Source organism: Algorimicrobium echini, from assembly GCF_900115185.1.
GTDB classification, from domain to species: Bacteria; Bacteroidota; Bacteroidia; order Flavobacteriales; family Flavobacteriaceae; genus Algorimicrobium; species Algorimicrobium echini.
Map to the genome: position 1 here is coordinate 1,052,966 of NZ_FOVN01000001.1, position 21,078 is coordinate 1,074,043.

A 21,078-nucleotide genomic window follows, 5' to 3' on the forward strand; every position below is an offset into this window, starting at 1 on the left:
TTAAAGTGATTATTAAAAAGAATATTTAAGTTGTAAACCTAAATCCATACCGCGTTTGTAATCGGATACCCCTTTACCGTTTGCTGAATTCACAACAACATCACCTAAAGTGGTTTCTCTTATATATTTTACGGTTGGATTTAATAAATTCATGACACTTAAGTTAACTTCAAAAGCATTGCTTATGGTGTTTTTCCAAATAAAGTCTAGTGTTGGAACGCCTTTTTCAATAACGTTACCTAATTGTCCAGAACCTAATGCGTCAATTCTGTCAGAGAAATATGAGAATACTAAATTGGCAACAGGTTTATAATTTTTAAATGTTGGGGAATAACTAATATCTGCGTTGAAAAGAAAAGGCGAAGCACCTTGAAGGTTATCTTTAGTTTTATTAAAACTAACATCATAAAAATTACCATCAATAGTTTCATATAAGTCTTGTGTGGTATACATATATGTAGCATTTAAACCAATAGATAAATCGGTTTCATCATTTGAGTTAGTTATTAAATTTTTTCTAACTTCCAGTTCAATGCCGTAAACATTAGCTTTATCACCAGTTCTAAAATAACGTTGTGTTCCTGTTGCATCAGCGCCAACGACTAAATTAATAGGGTCTTTAATGATTTTTGTGAAGGCACCAAGTGATAAAATTTCACTTTTACTAAAAAACCATTCATATTTTAAATCGAAATTAAATATTTTAGAATAGCCTTTTTCTAATAAATCTGGATTACCACCAACGCGAACTGAAATATCTTCGTAAACAAATGGAGCCACTTCTTTGAATTCTGGTAATGAAGCTGTTTGACTAGCAGATAGCCTTAAGTTTTGATCTTCATTCAGACTGTATTTAATGTTTAAACTTGGCAAGAATAAGTTGTTTTTACTCGTAATATTGTCTGTTCCTTGTAATCCTAAATTAATGACATCAAAGGCAATGTTTTGCTCAACTGATTCTAAACGAACACCTGGTACAAATAACCACTTGTTGCCAGCCTTAATTTCAGCATTGACATAACCTGCATATATGTCAATTTGGCCTTGGTAGGTGTTTTCAGGAAGGCCAGGTCTATTTGTGTTGGTATAACCAGGAATAGGTTTGATTACTTTTATTTCATAAAGTCCTCCAGTGTTTTCGTTAATTTGAAGGTTATCTAAAGAGAAGATGCTGTTGAAATTATTAACATCTGTAACAGGATAATTTCCTTGAATTATATCATATCCATAACGGATATTGTTGAAATTACGGGTTTTACTCTTACCATTATACCCAATATTTAATTTGGCGTTTTCAGAAATTTCATAAGCGAAATTTAAAAATCCATTATACTCATCGTCAGTAATACTTTGGAAATAACGTTGATTGTCATAATCTACATTACTATAAAATATAGGATTTGTGCTAGCATCATTATCAAAAGCCAAATGGTAGTTTTCTAAACTAATGCGTTTACGGTCTGGCTGATCTGCGTTTACGTAATTATAGCCAAAGCCCCAGTCTACCTCAATTTTTCCGGATTTATGATTTCCTAATAGTTGATTAACAAACATTTTAGTTTGGTCAAACTGTACATTCATTTGGTAAAAACCTTCATCTGTATTTTGAATGGCATCACGGTTTTTTCCGTTGCCATTGGTACCAAAATAACCTACAACATCTGAAGAGTTATTGATAAAAACAGAATTATATTTAATAGTGTTGGCATTATCTATTTTGTAATTTATGTTAGCCATGGCTGTAGTAGTCGTACCATACTCATATTCTTCAGCACTATCCTCAAACGCTTTCTTTTCAACTAGTGTATAATCTCTAGTTGTCCCTTGGCGGTATTCAAAACCGTTTTCAAAAGAACCTGTTACAAAAATGCTTAAGCGCGATCCGTTTTTAAAATTAAAGGACTTTCCTGTGGAAGCACCATAACTCACATTAATAGGTGTTCCTGCAGAAACCGGATCTATGCCATGAGATAGCACAACAGCAAACGGATTGTGGTCATAACGACCATAGTAACCAAAATAGCCAGTGCCTTCGCTTCTTACAAAATCTTTATTTATGGCATTGGTATTAAAACCGCTGCCTACAAAAACATTTAAAAAGCCATTACCATTGTAATCTTTAGAGTTGATATTAACATTTCCTGCCGAAAAATCGCCATAAAAACCAGCAGCATACGCCTTGCTAATAGATACGTTTTCAATGATATCTGAAGAAAATAAATCCAAATCAATATTCTTTTTATTAACATTGCTAGATGGAAGTGATAAACCATTCATGGTGGTATTCAAGTAGCGATCGCCTAATCCACGAACATATACGTTGCTAGAACCCTCTTGTTTTGAAACACCCGAAATTTTTGCAACAGCTCCTGCTGCATTACTAACACCTTTACGCGATAATTCTTCAGCACCAATGCTTTGTTTAATTTCTACAGCTTTTTTCTGCTCTAATAATAAAGCTACTTCACTTTCGCGTTTAGTAGTTGTCGTAATCACGACTTCATCTAATGATGCTGCACTAGCAGCCATAGGTAAATTTATTTCGGTAACCTTTCCTGCAATTATTTTTGCTTCTATTTCTTGCGTTTCGTAGCCTACAAAACTAAATACAATGGTATAAGTTCCAGCTTCTAAATTGTCAATAAGATACAAGCCGTCCATATCGGTAGTTGTCCCTTTTGCAGTTCCTTTTATTAGTACATTAGCAAAGGGAAGTGGCTCATTGTTGTATTCTTGGTCAGTGATTTTTCCTGCTAATGAACCCGTATTCTGTGAATACGTTAGTATGGTAACAAATAAAAACAGGTTAAGAAGTAAATATTTCATGTGTATTTTTACAAATTTTCTTGCGGCAAAGAAACGACTGAAGTGTAATCTCTAGGTTAAGTAGGTATTAAACCTATATCATAAAACCATTACCTAAAGGTTATGAGATATTCTTTTATAATCTGATTTAGAAACGGTTTCTTAACATTGAAAAAATAGTATCTTGCAACTCAATAAAATAGTACAATGAACTGGGAACAATTATTATCATTAAAGCGTTATGGTGATACCAATAAACGTTTACGAAAGGAGCAAGATGAAACGCGTTTAGGTTTTGAGGTGGATTATGATCGTATCATTTTTTCATCTGAATTTAGGAGTTTACAAGATAAAACGCAGGTTATTCCCTTGTCGCAAACAGATTTTGTACACACACGTTTAACACATAGTTTGGAGGTAAGTGTTGTGGGTAGGACGCTCGGACGATTAGCAGGTAAACAGTTAATTGAAAAGTATCCGCATTTACAAAACATTCATGGCTATCAACCAAACGATTTTGGTGCTATTGTAGCCGCTGCCGCTTTGGCTCATGATATTGGAAATCCGCCTTTTGGTCATTCCGGAGAGAAAGCAATTGGTGAATTTTTTAAAACAGGTGTAGGCAAAACATTTCAACCGGAATTAACTGAAAAAGAGTATCAAGATTTATGCGATTTTGAAGGGAATGCTAACGGCTTTAAAATTTTAACCGAAAGCCGCGTTGGACGTCAAGGTGGTTTGCGTCTTAGTTACTCAACACTAGGAGCCTTCATTAAATACCCTAAAGAGTCTTTACCTAAAAAACCAACAACTCACATAGCAGATAAAAAATATGGTTTTTTCCAAGCCGATAAAACCGCTTTTGAAGATGTAGCAAGTGAGCTAGGTTTAATTTCTAGAGGAATGGATGCTCATATTAGTTATTCTAGGCATCCATTAACGTTTTTAGTGGAAGCAGCTGATGATATTTGTTATACCATCATTGATTTTGAAGACGGCATTAATTTAGGTCTTATACAAGAAGAATTTGCGTTGGAGTATTTAATTAATCTGGTACGAGACCGAATCCAAACAGATAAATATCATCAATTATCAACCACACAGGATCGTATAAGTTATTTAAGAGCATTAGCAATAAATACGCTAATTAACGAAGCTGTTTCTGTTTTTATTGAAAATGAAGAGGCTATTTTAAACGATAAATTTAATATGGCATTATTAGATAAAAGTAAGTACGACGCGCAGATTAAAGACATTATTAGTATTAGTGTTAAAAATGTTTATCAATCTAAAGAGGTTGTGGAAAAAGAAATTATGGGTTACCGTGTCATCAATACTTTGTTAGAAACCTATATATCGGCTGTCAACAATGCCTACAATGGTAGCACTTCTAATTATGACACCCTTATATTAAATACCCTATCAGGACATGTTAATCTTCACGAAGATTTAATTTATAAACGGTTGTTAAATGTTTGTAATTATGTGGCATCTTTATCGGATAGCCGTGCGATATTGATTTATAAGAAAATTAAAGGCATGGCCTTTTAGTAAGATAATACTTTCAAAATAAACGATTTATCGAAAATATTTGCTCATTATCGATAAGTTGTTTACTTTTAGTTATTCTCAAATAACTGAACTTAAAAAAATGAAGAAAAATATTCTAGGTGCAATAGTCATATTTTTTGTGGCTTTTGCTAGTTTGTTAGCTATAAGTGAACTAACCAATACAAGCGATGATAATATTGATTCGACACAATTTTATGCAGAAGATTAAAGAATTTACAAATTCATTATTTTTAACACGAATGCTTTAATTTTTTTAGCGCTAATACCAACTATATCCTCAAGTTCATCAACTGTTCCGTGCTCTATAAACGTATCAGGAACACCTAAAGTGTTTAGTGTGTTTTTGTATCCAAACTCTGATTTGAATTCAGCAATGGCACTGCCAAACCCACCGATAATAGTTCCATTTTCTATAGTAATAATGTTTTCATACTTTTCAAAAATGTTGTGAAGTAGGTTTGTGTCAAGTGGCTTTACAAATCCCATACTGTAATGTGAAACTGTTAAATCATCAATAGCGTGGGCTACATTTTTAGCTACATGGCCAAGACTTAAAATTGCAATACTTTCTCCTTGTTTTAACTGTTCACCTTTACCAATTTCTACCTCTTTAAATGGAACTTTCCAGTTTAATTCAGTTCCTCGGCCTCTGGGATATCTAATGGCCAAAGGGTTTGAAAGTTTTCCTAGCTGCGCTGTATAAAGTAAATTTCTTAAGGTAATTTCATTTCTTGGAGCAGCAATAATTAAATTTGGAATGCAGCGTAAATAGGCTAAATCAAAAACACCATGATGTGTGGCGCCATCTTCGCCAACCAATCCAGCACGATCTAAACAGAAAATAACGGGTAAATTCTGCAAAGCCACATCGTGTATTATTTGGTCATAAGCCCGTTGTAAAAATGTTGAGTAAATATTACAAAACGGAATCATGCCTTGTGTTGCCATACCAGCAGCAAGTGTTACCGCATGTTGTTCAGCAATACCAACATCAAACGCACGATTAGGATAGGTATCCATCATGAATTTTAAAGAACTTCCTGTTGGCATAGCAGGTGTAATGCCTATAATTTTTTCGTTTTTATCAGCTAATTCAACCAATGTTAACCCAAAAACATCTTGATATTTTGGAGCTTGTAAAGTGCTCGGTTTTGCAGGAATATCACCAGTTATAGCGTCAAACTTCCCAGGTGCATGATATACAACTTGGTTTTCTTCAGCTTGTTTTAAGCCTTTGCCTTTGGTGGTTATTATATGAAGGAATTTTGGGCCTTCAATTGTTTTTAACCGCTCTAATTCTGAAATTATTTTAAAGACATCATGTCCATCAATAGGCCCTGAATAATTGAAATTTAAGGCTTCAAAAATATTATCTTGTTTTTGGATGCCTGTTTTTACGTTGGTTAAATATTGTTTTAAGGCACCAACACTTGGGTCTATACCTATGGCATTATCATTTAGTATGACTAGTAAATTTGTGTTTGTAACACCTGCGTGGTTTAAGCCTTCAAAAGCCATTCCACTGGCTATAGAAGCATCACCAATTACAGCAACATGATGCTTTTTAAAATCACCATTTATTTGAGATGCAATAGCCATGCCTAAAGCTGCCGAAATAGAAGTAGAGGAGTGTCCAGTACCAAACGTATCATATTTACTTTCAGAGCGTTTTGGAAACCCGCTAATTCCATGTAATTGCCTATTGGTTTGAAAATAACTCTTTCTATCCGTTAAAATTTTATGAACATAAGCTTGATGTCCAACATCCCAAATTAATAAGTCATCTGGAGTATTAAATACGTAGTGTAAAGCAATTGTTAATTCTACAACACCTAAGCTGGCACCTAAATGGCCTTCTTTTGTTGCTACAATATCAATTATAAACTGGCGTAATTCTTTTGCTAAATCAGGCAGATGTTTTTGATTTAGTGCCCTTAAATCAGAAGGGTTATTTATCGTGTTGAGAATACTTAAATTCATTTAGGTGGAATATGTGGTAAAGCTATTAAAATAGCCTTTATATTTTAAATATTTCTGTTTAAATTGAATAATTATTCTAAATAGTGATTCTAACTTGCTTATATTTGAGGAATTAAATTCAAACCTCTAATTTTTAATTATTAAAAATGAAAAATAATTACGCAAAAAAATTACTTTTTCTAGCTGTATTGGTTTTTGCCAATGTAGTCTATTCACAAAGTAAGTTGATGGATTCTAATTATGCATCTGTCATTCAAAATTACCTCAATCAGAACAAAGATAAATTTGGTTTAACGGTTAGTGATATTTCAGATCTTTCTGTTGAGAATGAGTATCTTTCTAAAAACACTAAAATAACCCATGTATATGTTAATCAAAGATATCAGGGAGTAGCGATTTTAAATGCCGTTTCTAGTGTAGCTATTAAGGGGAATGTTGTTTTTTACTATGCCAATAATTTTATTGGTAATATTAATGATAAGGTCAACACAGTTTCTCCTCAACTAACAGCTGAACAAGCTATTCAAAACGCTGCAACTTCATTGAATTTAGGAAGTGTTCAGAATCTGGATTTAGTAAAAAATGTTAATAATAATAATTATGTTTTTTCTAACGGAAATATTTCACAAACGAATATTCCAGTCAGATTAGTTTACTTTCAAAATGAAACTGGTAATTTAATTCTTTCATGGGACTTAAGCATACACACGTTAGATGGTGCTAATTGGTATAGTGTTCGCGTTGATGCGATTTCAGGCGAAATTTTAAACCAAAACGATTGGATTTTAGCATGTAACTTTGGAGATAATCAACATGAAAACCATAATCATTTAGTAAATGCATCTAATCAAAAATCATCTGATTTTCAATTATTTAAGGACGCATCTTATTTAGCTGATGGATCGCAGTATAATGTGTTTGCACTACCGGTTGAAAGTCCTAACCATGGTAGTAGAACCCTTTTATCTGAACCTGCTGATTTAAATGCTTCACCTTTTGGGTGGCATGATACCAATGGCGTTACTGGCGCAGAATTTACAAATACGCGTGGTAATAACGTATGGGCTATGGAAGATAGAAATGGAAATGATGGATTTGGTTATTCACCAAATGGATCTACTTCTTTAAACTTTGATTTTCCTTTAAACTTAAATCAACAACCTGAATTATATCAGGATGCTTCAATTACAAACTTGTTTTATGTGAATAATGTCATGCATGACATTTGGTATCAATATGGTTTTGATGAGGTAAGTGGAAATTTTCAAGCAAATAATTATGGTAATGGTGGTGTAGGAAATGATTATGTTCGAGCAGATGGTCAAGATGGTAATGGTATAGGAGGTTCTATAAACAATGCTTTTTTTGGGACGCCTCCTGATGGTTCAAACCCAACTATGCGCATGTTTTTATGGTCAGCACCTGCAGGTGTTCAAGATTTAGTAACTGTTAATAATAGTTCAGCATTAGGAACATACGCAGCCGTTAACCCAGCAACAACAGCACCTAATAATTTACCTGGAATTGGAACCACTCCTGTAACAGCAGATTTACAATTAGTAAATGATAATTCGGCAAACCCATCTGAAGGCTGTAGCGCAATTGCTAGTGTAGCGGGTAAAATTGCTGTAATTAGAAGAGGTACATGTCCATTTGTAGATAAAATCCAAAATGCACAAAATGCAGGGGCAGTTGCTGTCATTGTCGTTAATCATAATAACCCTACTAATGACCCAGCATATGTACCATATGTAAATATGGCAGGAGAAACAAATCCACCATTAAATATCCCATCTGTATTTATGAATTTTGCCGATGGTGAGTTATTAATTGCTGCCATGCAAAATGAAACAGTAAATGTTACATTGCAAGGTCCTAGCCCGTTTATGTTGGATGGTAGTTTAGATAATATGATTGTCGCACATGAATATGGGCATGGAATTTCAAACCGTTTAACTGGAGGTCCATCTCAAGCTGGTTGTTTAACCAACCAAACGCAAATGGGCGAAGGCTGGTCTGACTGGTTTGCTTTAATGATTACTTTACAAGATACAGAAGATTATGCGGCAGGACGTGGTATGGTAACGTATGCGTCTGGTCAAGGTGTGAATGGAATTGGTATTCGAAATGCAAAATATGCTACTGACTTTTCTGTAAATGGATTTACATATGCTGATACAAATAACGCAGCTCAAGTATCTCAGCCACACGGAATTGGATTTATTTGGGCAACAATGCTTTATGATTTAACAGAGGCTTATGTTGCTAAATACGGTTTTGATGCTGACATATACAACGGCACAGGAGGAAACAACAAAGTCATGCAATTAGTTTTAGATGGCCTTAAGTTACAACCTTGTGGTCCAGATTTTATAGAAGCGCGTGATGCACTTTTAGCTGCAGATATGGCCACTACAGGAGGTGAAGATCAGTGTATGATTTGGGAAGTATTTGCCAATAGAGGTTTAGGTATAAACGCATCTGGTGGTAGTAAATTTAGTAGAACTGATCAGGTTGAAGATTTTACGATGCCTCTAGAAACAGATCCTTCGTTACAAAACTGTACTAGCTTAAGTGTAGATGAATTTAGACAAAGCGATTACAGAGTGTATCCAAACCCAACGAATAATAATTTGTTTATTAAAACGAATAAGAGTTTTGGCCAAGTAACTATGACGATAACGGATATGAACGGCAGACAAGTTTATAACAAGCAAGTAGATTTATTTGGAACTGTTGAAATAAATATGAATACACTACAATCGGGTATTTATATTTTAAATATGAAAGGTTTGAATATTGATGCTAATCACAAGATTATTAAAAACTAATAATCTTTGAACGATATTTTAAAAAGGCAACTAGTAATTTAGTTGCCTTTTTTATTTTTGTAAAATGGAAATATGTTTTGATGATGCCTATTTTATGAAAAAAGCCTTATTAGAAGCCGAAATAGCTTTTGATAAAGGCGAGATTCCCGTTGGTGCTGTTATTGTAATTGATAATAAAATTATTGCACGTGGTCATAACCTTACAGAAATGCTCAATGATGTAACGGCTCATGCAGAAATGCAAGCCATAACAGCTGCTGCTAATTTTTTAGGTGGTAAATACTTGCATAATTGTACCTTATATGTTACGTTAGAACCTTGCCAAATGTGTGGTGGTGCCTTATATTGGAGTCAAATAAGTAAAATTGTATATGGAGCTCATGATGAAGAACGCGGTTGTATTAATTTAAAAACCAAATTACACCCAAAAACAATTATAAAAGGTGGTGTTTTAGGAGAGGAAGCAGCGCTTCTATTAAAACGGTTTTTTATAGAAAAAAGAAATTTAAATTAAACTCCTTTGTCCTTTTGACTGTCTCTCATTTTGTCTAAATTTTCTTTAGTAAGTAGATAGTCCTTAACATTTTTATCTTTCCAACGGTACCATGAAAAAAGTGGAAATACTATAAAAAATAACCCTACAATTCCTCCGCCTACTAATTTTGGAGCATAATCTAAATTTAAGGTTAAGCCACAAATGATGGCTGTTATAGCTATTATAAAAAATAATAAAATGATATACTTCATGTTTAATGTGTAATATTTATAAGCTTTCTCCTGTAGGCCGTTAATAATTTTGATTTTGAAACAAAACCATGATATTTTCCGTCCTTTATAACGGGTAGATTCCAGGCATTAGTATCTTGAAATTTTTGCATAACTGTTCGCATAGTATCATTTTTGAAATCAATATAACCAGGTGGTAAATGCATGAAAGTTTCAACAGATGTCGTGCTATATAAGGATTGGTCAAACATAATGTTTCTAATATCATCTAACAAAATAATGCCTACGAGATTATTATTTTCATTAATAACTGGAAATAAATTTCTATTCGATTTGGAAACACCTTCATGAAGCATTTCACCGAGTGACATATCTGGACGAAGCGCAATAAAATTTTGTTCAATTACGCTATTAATATCCATAGATGTTAAAACATTTTGATCCTTATCATGAGTTAATAAATCGCCTCTTTCTGCTAATTCTTTTGTGTAAATAGTGTGTTCCATATAATTTTTAGTAATCATGTACGATATGGCTACGGTAATCATTAGTGGAAGAAACAGCACGTAGCCACCTGTAATTTCTGCTATCAAAAAGATAGCAGTTAAGGGCGCATGAATAACTCCTGCAATCAAGCCTGCCATACCTACCAAAGTAAAGTTTGATTCGGAAACCTGATGCCCTAAACCAATATTGTTTATTATTTTGGCCACGACATTACCTAGTGCACTGCCCATGACCATGGTTGGTACAATTACACCACCCACACCACCTGCAGCAAATGTGGTTGTCATAGCAATAGCTTTAAAAACTGTAAAACCAATTAAGAGTACAATTACAACCCAAATATTGTCTAAATATTTATCAAAGAAAGTAGAACCTAATGCATGGAGGTAATTACCATCATATAAATCTCTGGTAAAACTCAAGCCCTCTCCATAAAGTGGCGGTATAAAATAAAGCATGACACCTATGGCAAACCCACCTACAATTAGTTTAGTGAATTTGCTTTTAAAGCGATCAAAAAAAGTATAAACAGCAAAGTAGATTTTGGTAAAGTAAATAGAGCCAATAGCAGTGCCTAAACCTAAAATGATATAAAATGTTGTATCTCTAATCGTGAACTTATCGGTAACTACAAAGTTGAAAAGGACTTCATCACCTAAAAAAAAGTATGATGTTAAGACAGAGGAAATAGACGCAATTAACAATGGCAATAGAGAAGCAAAAGTCAAATCTAAACTAAAAACTTCAACAGCAAAAACAATAGCGGCAATTGGTGATTTAAACATGGATGCCACAGCGCCAGCCGTAGCACAGGCAATGAGTAATGTTCGTGTTTTTTTATCAATATGCATCAGTTTACTTAAATTAGAACTAATAGCAGAACCAGATGTAATTGCAGGACCTAATAAACCAACAGAACCACCAAAACCTACTGTTAATGGCGCCATGATTATAGGATGATAAATTAGTTTATAGGATAGGAGTCCTTTTTGCCTTAATAGGGAGTATAGTAATGAGGGTACTGCTCGTTTTATAAATGGAGGAACAGACGGCGACATCTCTTTCTTAAACACATATTTTCTTAATAAATAAACAAAAAGTAAACCTATAAAGGGTAGAATAAAATAAAGTTGATTTTCAGAAAAAACAATCCCCTTTTTTAAAAATAGTTGAATAGAATACGTTATGTTTTTAAGTGTTAATGCAGCTAAACCAGTTGATAAGCCTACAAATATACTTAAAATTAAAACAAAGTTTTTTTGAGAGATATTTTTATACCTCCAAATCATTACATGTTTTAAAGTAGATTTTAAATTCATTAAAGTGTTAATTCAACTTTTAAAAGTAACAAATCTTCTAAATAAATTTGCCGTAAGGTTTCTACATAAGGTCGGTTGTTAAAATAACCTTGTTTAAATTCATAAATGGCAGCGTTAATTAATTCTTCGGCTAACTGTATGTTGCTCTCTTTTTGTGCAATTAAAGCCAGATAATATTTAGCATCAGCACTTAAATTTCTACCATGTTCCAAACGTTTGTTAAAGTTATAGCGTGCTTTTTCATAATCTCCAGATTCATAATATGCAATGCCTCGATATAAAAAAGCAGTAAGTTCAACCCAGTCCTCACCTGATTCTACTATTTCTTGATTGATGTATTTATCAAAATATAGTATGGAATTATCATAATCCTTTAAGCCTAAATAGGCAATTCCGCGCCAGTAATCAACGCTATGTCCTTGTGGCTGATCTACAAAGTTTGGTGTTAGGCTGTCAGAGGCATCAAAATCGGCAATAGCTTTTTTATAATCTCTATAAAACCATAAATATAAATAACCACGCCAAGGGATACGTGTTACCGAATCCAGTGGAACTGCTTTATCATATTGCTCTTTCCATTTATGAGGTAAGCCACGTTTAAGGTAGGCCACAGAAAGCTCATATACGGCTTGTTCGTATGTTGAGTCTATTTCAATAGCACGTGCAATACCATTCATGCTACCTGCGGAACCTTGTCCGAAATTGGTAACACCAAAATTGTAAGATTCTTCAGCTTTTTCACGTTTAGTCTTACATGAAAATAGGCAAAAAATCAGACAAAGGTTAAGGGATAATTTCAGTAATCTCGCCATTTTCTATTCTATAAGATAAATACATGTAAGAATCTCTATACGCATCGTGTACATAATTTGGATTCCATGTTTTAAGCTCTGTTGTGAGTTGGAATAATTGGTTTACTAAATCGGTATTAAAGGTTTTAGGCTGTAAGTCTAAATCATTTTCATGAATAACATAACGTCCAGCTTCACCTTTACAATTAATAATAAAACGGATGTTTAAATAACCCGAATCTGAATACCCTTTATTTTTATAATTTGAAAGAATAAACTGCCGTAATCCATTTTTACCTTTACTATAGGTAGCACGTTCTGGGTTATAATATTGAAGAATATAATTTTCATTACAAACGTCAAAGCCTTCGCTTAACAAAGCTGTTTCAGGATTTATATATTCAACCGAATGCGTGTATGTTTCATTTGGCGCAAACTTATAGTAAAACATATAATACGTGTAGCCATATAATGCAAATAGGATAACGGTTATTCCTAAAATAACATATAGTAAAATTTTAAAAATACGTTTCCATTTCATTAGTTAAAACTACTAAAAAATTTGTCCCGATAGCTCATCGGGACAAATTTTAAATAATTATGATTTTAAGTTCAGTTTTAAACTTAATTCTTCTAATTGTTTATTATCAAGTGGAGCAGGTGCATCTATCATTACATCACGACCTGAATTATTTTTTGGGAACGCAATGAAATCTCTTATGGTTTCTTGACCGCCTAAAATGGCAACCAATCTATCTAATCCAAAGGCTAAACCGCCATGCGGTGGTGCACCATATTGAAAAGCATCCATTAAAAAGCCGAATTGAGCCTTGGCTTCTTCTTGTGTAAAGCCTAAATAATCAAACATCAAGGCTTGGATTTTTTTATCGTGAATACGAATTGAGCCACCTCCAATTTCGTTTCCGTTTAATACCAAATCATAAGCATTGGCTTTTACATCGCCAGGATTGGTTTCTAATAATTCTAACTGTCCAGGTTTTGGTGATGTAAACGGATGGTGCATGGCATGATAGCGTTCCGTTTCTTCATCCCATTCTAAAAGTGGAAAATCCATAACCCAAAGTGGTGCAAATTCGTTTGGTTTACGCAAATCTAAACGTTCTGCTAATTCCATACGTAGAGCGCTTAATTGTGCACGGACTTTATTGGTTGGTCCAGAAAGTACACAAATTAAGTCGCCAGCTTTGGCTCCGGTTTTAGCTGCCCATTTAGCCAAATCCTCTTGCGAGAAAAATTTATCTACAGAAGATTTAAAAGAGCCATCATCATTACAACGGCAATACACCATTCCTAAAGCGCCAATTTGCGGGCGTTTTACCCAGTCAATTAGTTTATCAATGTCTTTTCTGGTATAACTATTTCCACCAGGAACTGCAATACCAACTACCAATTCGGCATCATTAAAAACGCCAAAGTCTTTATGTTGACTAACCTCGTTTAACTCGCCAAATTCCATTCCGAAGCGAATATCTGGTTTGTCATTACCGTAAAGCCGCATGGCGTCATCGTATAACATTCTTGGAAATTTTTCAACATCTACACCATTCACTTCTTTTAAAAGGTGTCTGGTTAATCCTTCAAAAACGTTTAAAATATCTTCTTGTTCTACGAAAGCCATTTCGCAGTCAATTTGTGTGAATTCGGGTTGTCTATCAGCCCGTAAGTCTTCATCACGGAAGCATTTTACAATCTGAAAGTATTTATCCATGCCACCAACCATTAATAATTGCTTAAAGGTTTGTGGACTTTGCGGTAAGGCATAAAATTGCCCTTCATTCATTCTGGAAGGCACCACAAAATCGCGAGCACCTTCGGGAGTTGATTTAATTAAGTAAGGTGTTTCTACTTCAATAAAACCTTCTTTTGATAAGTAGTTTCTTACTTCTTGAGTTACCTTATGGCGAAAAATTAAGCTGTTTTTTACAGGATTACGACGGATATCTAAATAGCGATATTTCATTCGGATATCTTCGCCACCATCTGTTTTATCTTCAATGGTAAAAGGTGGTAAAAGTGATTCATTCAAGATTGTCATTTTAGATACTAATATCTCAATATCACCTGTCGGAATATTTTCGTTTTTAGAAGCGCGCTCAATAACCGTTCCTGTTACTTGAATAACAAATTCACGACCTAATTTCTGTGCCTTGTCCATCATGGCTTTAGGTGTGCGCTCTTCATCAAAAACGAGTTGCGTAATGCCGTAACGATCGCGTAAATCTACCCAAACAATAAATCCTTTATCACGTGATTTTTGAACCCAACCTGAAAGGGTTACTTCAGTATTAATATGTGATGCTCGTAATTCACCACAGGAATGACTTCTGTACATAATTTGTTGTTTTTTATACCTAACAGGTATATGCGGATGCAAATTTAAGCAAGTTAACCGATTATCAAATAAAAAAGCCTCAACATTTGTTGAGGCTTCCCGCTATTAGCCAATCTTTTATTTGAGGGTATAAGAATTGGCTTTAAATATCTTCAGTAGCTGTTGTTTTCTTTCGAAACCACATTTTTAATTGCATGGATAAAAAGAATAAAACAGGAACCACTATAAGCGTTAAAAAGGTAGCTATTAACAAACCATAAATTACAGTCCACGCTAGAGGACCCCAAAATACTACGTTGTCTCCACCCATGTAAATATTAGCATCTAATTCACTAAACAAAGTAAAAAAGTTAATGTTTAATCCAATGGCTAACGGTACTAAACCTAGAATAGTAGTTATAGCTGTTAGTAGTACAGGACGTAAACGTGCTTTACCAGCTTTTACGATGCTTTCAAATAAGGCATCTTTAGTAAGGTATTCAGAATTGTCTAAATCTAATTCGTGCTTTTTTCTATCAATTAATAATTGGGCATAATCGAGTAAAACCACTCCGTTGTTTACTACAATTCCAGCCAATGAAATTATACCAACCATGGTCATCATTATAACAAATGCACTTCCAGTAATTACAATACCACCAAATACACCTATAAGGCTTAAAAATATGGCTAGCATGATAATAGTTGGTTTGGAAATAGAGTTAAATTGAAATATTAATATGAAGAAAATTAAGCCTAAACCAGTAAAAAAGGCACCCATTAAAAAGGCCATTTGTTTATTTTGCTCTTCAATCTGTCCTGTATAGTCAATATGAATATCTTTAGGAAGATTTTTATAGGTTTTCATTTCATTTTGAATTTGCGCTACAATAGCACCTGCATCTGTATAACCTGGAGAAAGTGCTGAATAAACTGTAACGACACGCTTGGTGTCTTTATGTTTAATTGCACTAAAACTGGAGTTGTTTTCATGCTTGGTTACAGCAGATACCGGAATGCTTTTAAGCTGTCCCGTGTTATCCCTAAAGGTAATATTCTGATTAAATAAAGCGCTTGTATTGTAACGGTTATCCTCATTAAAACGCACGTAGATATCAAAATCGTCACCATCTTCTTTGTAAATACCTGCTTTAGATCCGAAAATGGAATTACGTAATTGCTGACCTACTTGAGCAGCACTAATACCCAATTCTCCTGCTTTTTCTCTGTCAATAATAACACGCATGGATGGCTTATCTTTGTTAACATCTATTTTTAATTCGTCAATACCTTGAATGTTTTTAGTATTGATAAATTCACGCATGTTTTCAGCAGTATTGATTAATTCATCATAATCATCGCCTTCAATTTCAATGTTAATTGGCGGTCCAGCAGGAGGTCCATTGGCATCTTTTTCAACCGAAATAAGTACACCTGGATAAATACCTACAAGCGCTTCTTGTACTTTCTGACGCAGCAACTCACTGTCTTCACCACGACGGTATTTGTATTCACGCATGGATGCCGTAATTTTTGCTTTGTGTGGCATTTCGGCTGATGAACCACTATCCGTTTGTGGATTTCCAGCACCCTCACCAACTTGCGAAACAGCACTTTCTACCATATAATTATAGTCGCCATCACGATATTGTTCGTCATTAACAACATTATATACGCGTTTTTCAATTTCTTTAGTTATGGCATTCGTTTTTTCAATAGCAGTTCCTTGAGGATACTCTATGTATACAATAATCTGGTTGGGTTTATTGTCTGGGAAAAATTCAACTTTTGTACGTTGAGTTGCTAACGAAGCTACAAAAGCGCCAATAGAAACAAATAATAGTATTACTGTAGCTGCAGAAATTATATAAGGCTTCCAGCCTGATAATGCCCAACGAAGTTGATTTTCGTACCAGCGCTCTAATTTTACGAGTGTTTTTGTTTGGAAATTATTAGCCCATTTACGTAGAAATAATCGGTAAACCCATTGCATAATGGCCGTTAAAACCATAAGGGTTCCCAGACCTCGATATTCACCACCAAAGATAACTATAAGAATACCGATACTTGCTATAATGGCTGTGTTACGAATAATTTTTTTAAGCGGCATATCTTTGTCCTCCGTGCTCATAAACTGCGATACTAAAACCGAGTTAAAGAAAATAGCAACGAATAATGAGGATCCTAGAACAACAGATAGCGTTATTGGTAAAATCATCATAAATTGTCCCATTATTCCTGGCCATAAACCCAATGGAATAAACGCAGCAACCGTCGTGGCCGTTGATATAATAATTGGAAATGCAATTTCTCCAATTCCTTTTTTAGCTGCTTCAATACGGCTCATGCCTTCTTCGTCCATTAAACGATATACGTTTTCTACAACCACAATTCCATTATCAACTAGCATACCTAAACCCATAATTAGGCCGAAAAGCACCATGGTATTTAAACTTTGTCCTAATAGATTTAATATCATAAGCGACATAAACATGGACATTGGAATGGCAAATCCAACAAAAATGGCGTTTTTGAATCCTAAAAAGAACATCAAAACCATAACCACTAGAATAACACCAAAAATAATGTTGTTTACCAAATCATCTACTTGTCCGATAGTAACTGGCGACTGATCGTTAGCAATGGTGACTTTTAAGTCCTGTGGGAACTTATTCTCTATGGCATTTTGAACAATAACTTTAATTTGTTCTGCTGCATCTACCATGTTTTTACCTGCACGTTTTTTAACATCTAACATTACTACAGGTTCCCCAAATTCTCTTGCGAAAGTTGTTTTGTCTTCTTCGTGAAAAGTAACAGTGGCTACGTCTTTTAAATATATGGCATGACCTTTTTCTGCTTTAACAACAAAATTTTCTAGTTGTTCAGGCGATTCAATTTCGCCCAAAATCCGAATAGTTCTACGCTGGCCACTCGTTTTTAAATTTCCGGCAGACATGGTCATATTTCCGTTATTAATAGCGCCTATTATATCGTTAAAAGTCACATCGGCAGCCATCATTTTATAAATATCAACGGCTACTTCAACTTCTTTATCTTGAGCGCCACGAATATCAACTTTTTTAATTTCTAATAAATCTTCAATTTCATCTTGAAGTTCTTCACCGTATTCTTTAAGTTTTTCAACCGGATAATCACCAGAGATATTAATGTTTAAAATGGGCATTTCTTCAGAAAGGCTTAATTCAAAAACATCTGGCTTTACTTTAGCACCATTGGACATTGGCCAGTCTTCACCAGCAGTTTTGGTGTCTATTTCATCTTTTACTTTTTGTTTGGCTTGTTCAACGGTAAGGTGTTCATCAAATTCAACTATAATCATAGAGAAATCCTCTTGTGATGTTGAGGTTATTTCTACGACATTACTAACTGTTTTTAGTTCGTCCTCAAGTGGGTCTGTAATAAGTTTTTCTATATCTTCTGCTGTATTTCCAGGATAAATAGAGCTAACGTAAATTTTTGTCTCATTTACTTCAGGGAAATTTTCGCGAGGCATATCAAAAAATGCGGCAACACCCAAATAGAATATTACCAGAATAAGCACATACATGGTGGTTTTATTATTAATGGCCCACGATGATAATCCAAATTCTTTATCGACTTGTTTTTTCTTTTTAGTCATCAGATTCTTTTTAGTTGTTAGTGCTTTCGGTTTGCATCTCTACAACCTTAACGGTTTGGCCATCCTTTACACTTCTGGCACCTTCTTTAACAATCTCTGCGCCATCTTCTATGCCTTCCAAAACTTCAATAACATCGCCTTGTGTTTTTCCAGTTTTTATAATAACACGTTTTACTTCGCCTTCTCCATGATTGTTTTTGTTAGAAATAACATAAATATATTGTTCACCGTCAGCATTTTCTGAAATAATACTTTGTGGAATTAATAAGGCTTCCTTGTTGGTGTAATCATTAATTTTAAGGCGAGCTGTAAGGTTAGGTTTGATATTTTTTTCGGTATTAGGAACACTAACTTCTACTTTAAAAGTACGGTTGGCAGGATTGATATAATCGCCAGCCTGACGCACTTTAGTTTCAATTGTTTTTCCAAGTATAGGAAAATCTACAGTGACATCTTTTCCTTTAGTAATGCTACCAATATAGCTTTCGGGAACATCGGTTTCAATATACATGTTATCCAAATTTACAATACGCATAAGTTGGCTTTGTCCAGCCATAACAACACTTCCTTGTTCTGTTATAACATCGTCTATTGTGCCAGTAAATGGAGCTGTAACATTGGTTTTAGAAATTTGTTGTTTAAGCTGATTAACCGCTTCTGCTTGAGATTCGTAAGAAGATTTTGCTTGTAAATATTGGATTTCACTACCAATGTTTTGATCCCATAAACGTTTTTGACGTTCGAAAGTTGTTTTAGCCAAATTAGCTTGAATTTCTAATTGGGCAAGTTGTTGGCTTAAACCACCATCGTCAATTTTTGCTAATAGTTGGCCTTTACTGACTTGTTGGCCTTCTTTAACAAACACATTGGTTAAAATACCATTAAATTCTGGTGTTACAACCAGTAAATTTTTAGTGGTAACATTACCCTGAATTTCTAATTGGTGATTAAAAACTTCTTGCTTGGCCTTAAAAGTTGTAATTAGGGGTACTTTTTTTATGGTATCTAATTCTGCTATTTTTTCATTTAGCAACGTCATTTGGTCATTAAGTTCCTGTTGCTTACTATCAATCTGATTACGTCTTTCTTTTAATTCAGTTAAATTGTTGGACTCTAAGACTTCATCAAGCGATTTTTCTTTTTTATTACCACAAGATGATATGATTAGCGCAATAATGATAAGTAAATTTATATTTTTCATGAGTGTATTTTGATTGATTGGCTTAATAATTTACGGTGTTAAGAATGGTTTCTAGTTCAGATTTTTTTGTAATAACATTAAACATGGATTGCAAATATTCTTGTTGTGCTGTATAGAGCTGTGTTTGTGCTTGTCTTAAATCGAAACTAGACGCGATACCTTCAAAAAATTTGGTTTGGTTTTTTTGCTCAATGCGTTCGGCTAAATTTAAATTTTGGCGTTTGTTTTGGTATTCCTCTATAGCAAACTGATAATCGCTTTTTGCAGCCGATATTTGAAACTTTAACTGTTGTTCTGTTTCTGTTAATTCTTCTTTAGCTATTTCTAAATCTATTTGTGCGCGTTGGGTAGCTGCACTTCGCATTCCAGAACTAAATATTGGTATGGTCATGTTCACTCCAAATAAGGAAGATCCATACCATTCTTGATTGTTACTGGCAAAAGCAAAAGTTTCACCAAAACCACTGTAACCACCATTTATAAAAGCACTTAATCTTGGCAGAAAGGTGCTTTTTTCTAATTTTAAAAGTAATTCTTTGGAAACCTCTTGGTTTTTTGCAATTTGATAGTCAATACTGTTTTCAATATTTTCGTCCGTTTCTAATAACTCTAAAGAAATGTTTTGAAGCGTTAAAACCTCTAAATTATCGGTTAATGAAATTGGTTCATTTAAGTCAATTCCCAACGTTATATTAAACATTTGATATGCTATGTTTTTAGAGCGCTCCACATTGTTTAAATAGTTTTCTAAACCTGTTAAAGTTATTTGTAATTGCTCAACACTTTCTTCTTCGGTTAAACCATTTTCGTAAATTTTGGTTGTTTCATCAAGGTTTTTTTGAAGCACATCAATATTTTTCGTGACAATATTTAAATTTTCTTCTGCTAAAAGCACATTTCCATAGGCGTTGATTACTGCGTTTCTAACTTCTAAATCGGTTTTAATTTTAGCATTTTCGGAAATTTCTAAATAAACTTTTGCTGACTGGAGGCCAACTAAATAAGAGCCATCAAATAATAGCTGACTTAAAGTGGCTGTTGCATTTAGATTTTGTTTCGGACTAAAAGTTACGGGAACAAAAGTACCAGGTGTGCCTCCAGCAATTTCAGCTGGTAGTAATGATACTTGCTGTTTTATCCAATTGGTATAATCTACAGCGCCATCAATTTGTGGCAAACCAGTAGCGGTAGTTTCCCATTTTTGTTTTTCAGCAGCTTCAATATCTCTTGCGGCATTTTTGGCAGAACGGTTGTTTATTAACGCATAATCTATAGCTTCCTGAAGCGTAAAAGTTTTTGTTGTTTCTTGGGAAAATAACCAAGCGGAAAACAATAGGCTAAATATGAGTAGTGATGTTTTTTTCATTGTTG

13 protein-coding genes are annotated in these 21,078 nt (G+C 34.1%); 3 read left to right on the top strand and 10 right to left on the bottom strand.

Going from position 1 to position 21,078, the window contains the following annotated elements:
• Nucleotides 1-12: 12 nt before the first annotated feature.
• A complete protein-coding gene (locus tag BM239_RS04790) occupies nucleotides 13-2,826 on the bottom strand; it encodes a TonB-dependent receptor (RefSeq protein ID WP_092206480.1) in 2,814 nt (937 codons plus the stop codon).
• A gap of 186 nt (nucleotides 2,827-3,012) precedes the next feature.
• Here BM239_RS04790 and BM239_RS04795 point away from each other — a divergent pair, with 186 nt between their 5' ends.
• Nucleotides 3,013-4,356 carry a deoxyguanosinetriphosphate triphosphohydrolase gene (locus BM239_RS04795; RefSeq protein WP_092206481.1) on the top strand — a complete coding sequence of 448 codons (1,344 nt, stop codon included), beginning with the start codon at nucleotides 3,013-3,015 and terminating at the stop codon, nucleotides 4,354-4,356.
• 234 nt (nucleotides 4,357-4,590) lie between these two features.
• Here BM239_RS04795 and BM239_RS04800 read toward each other — a convergent pair whose 3' ends face one another.
• The gene (locus BM239_RS04800; RefSeq protein WP_092206482.1) at nucleotides 4,591-6,357 is read right to left on the bottom strand and encodes a 1-deoxy-D-xylulose-5-phosphate synthase; all 1,767 of its coding nucleotides are present in this window, start codon (nucleotides 6,355-6,357) and stop codon (nucleotides 4,591-4,593) included.
• Between the two features lie 146 nt (nucleotides 6,358-6,503).
• On the opposite strand from BM239_RS04800, the gene BM239_RS04805 reads away from it, so the two are divergent.
• Nucleotides 6,504-9,188, top strand: a complete 2,685-nt coding sequence (locus BM239_RS04805; RefSeq protein WP_092206483.1) for a T9SS-dependent M36 family metallopeptidase — start codon at nucleotides 6,504-6,506, stop codon at nucleotides 9,186-9,188.
• 64 nt (nucleotides 9,189-9,252) lie between these two features.
• The gene (locus BM239_RS04810; RefSeq protein WP_092206484.1) at nucleotides 9,253-9,702 is read left to right on the top strand and encodes a nucleoside deaminase; all 450 of its coding nucleotides are present in this window, start codon (nucleotides 9,253-9,255) and stop codon (nucleotides 9,700-9,702) included.
• Here BM239_RS04810 and BM239_RS04815 read toward each other — a convergent pair.
• The 8 genes from BM239_RS04815 to BM239_RS04850 all read right to left on the bottom strand — a co-directional run bounded on the left by BM239_RS04815 (nucleotide 9,699) and on the right by BM239_RS04850 (nucleotide 21,073).
• A complete protein-coding gene (locus BM239_RS04815) occupies nucleotides 9,699-9,935 on the bottom strand; it encodes a hypothetical protein (RefSeq protein ID WP_092206485.1) in 237 nt (78 codons plus the stop codon). The two genes, BM239_RS04810 and BM239_RS04815, sit on opposite strands and share 4 nt — an antisense overlap.
• A 2-nt stretch (nucleotides 9,936-9,937) precedes the next feature.
• A complete protein-coding gene (locus tag BM239_RS04820) occupies nucleotides 9,938-11,740 on the bottom strand; it encodes a chloride channel protein (protein ID WP_092206486.1) in 1,803 nt (600 codons plus the stop codon).
• Nucleotides 11,740-12,552: a tetratricopeptide repeat protein gene (locus BM239_RS04825; RefSeq protein WP_092206487.1), complete on the bottom strand. Its 813-nt coding sequence runs from the start codon at nucleotides 12,550-12,552 to the stop codon at nucleotides 11,740-11,742. Before BM239_RS04825 ends, BM239_RS04820 begins: the two co-directional genes overlap by 1 nt.
• Nucleotides 12,524-13,072: a hypothetical protein gene (locus BM239_RS04830; protein ID WP_092206488.1), complete on the bottom strand. Its 549-nt coding sequence runs from the start codon at nucleotides 13,070-13,072 to the stop codon at nucleotides 12,524-12,526. Before BM239_RS04830 ends, BM239_RS04825 begins: the two co-directional genes overlap by 29 nt.
• Nucleotides 13,073-13,129: 57 nt before the next feature.
• Nucleotides 13,130-14,884: an aspartate--tRNA ligase gene (aspS, locus tag BM239_RS04835; protein ID WP_092206786.1), complete on the bottom strand. Its 1,755-nt coding sequence runs from the start codon at nucleotides 14,882-14,884 to the stop codon at nucleotides 13,130-13,132.
• A gap of 142 nt (nucleotides 14,885-15,026) precedes the next feature.
• On the bottom strand, nucleotides 15,027-18,506 hold the full coding sequence (locus BM239_RS04840; protein ID WP_092206489.1) for an efflux RND transporter permease subunit: 3,480 nt from the start codon (nucleotides 18,504-18,506) through the stop codon (nucleotides 15,027-15,029).
• A gap of 10 nt (nucleotides 18,507-18,516) precedes the next feature.
• Entirely contained in the window at nucleotides 18,517-19,707 is a 1,191-nt protein-coding gene (locus tag BM239_RS04845) for an efflux RND transporter periplasmic adaptor subunit (protein ID WP_092206490.1), read from the bottom strand.
• 22 nt (nucleotides 19,708-19,729) lie between these two features.
• Complete coding sequence (locus BM239_RS04850; RefSeq protein WP_092206491.1) at nucleotides 19,730-21,073, bottom strand: TolC family protein; 1,344 nt, start codon at nucleotides 21,071-21,073, stop codon at nucleotides 19,730-19,732.
• Nucleotides 21,074-21,078: the final 5 nt, after the last annotated feature.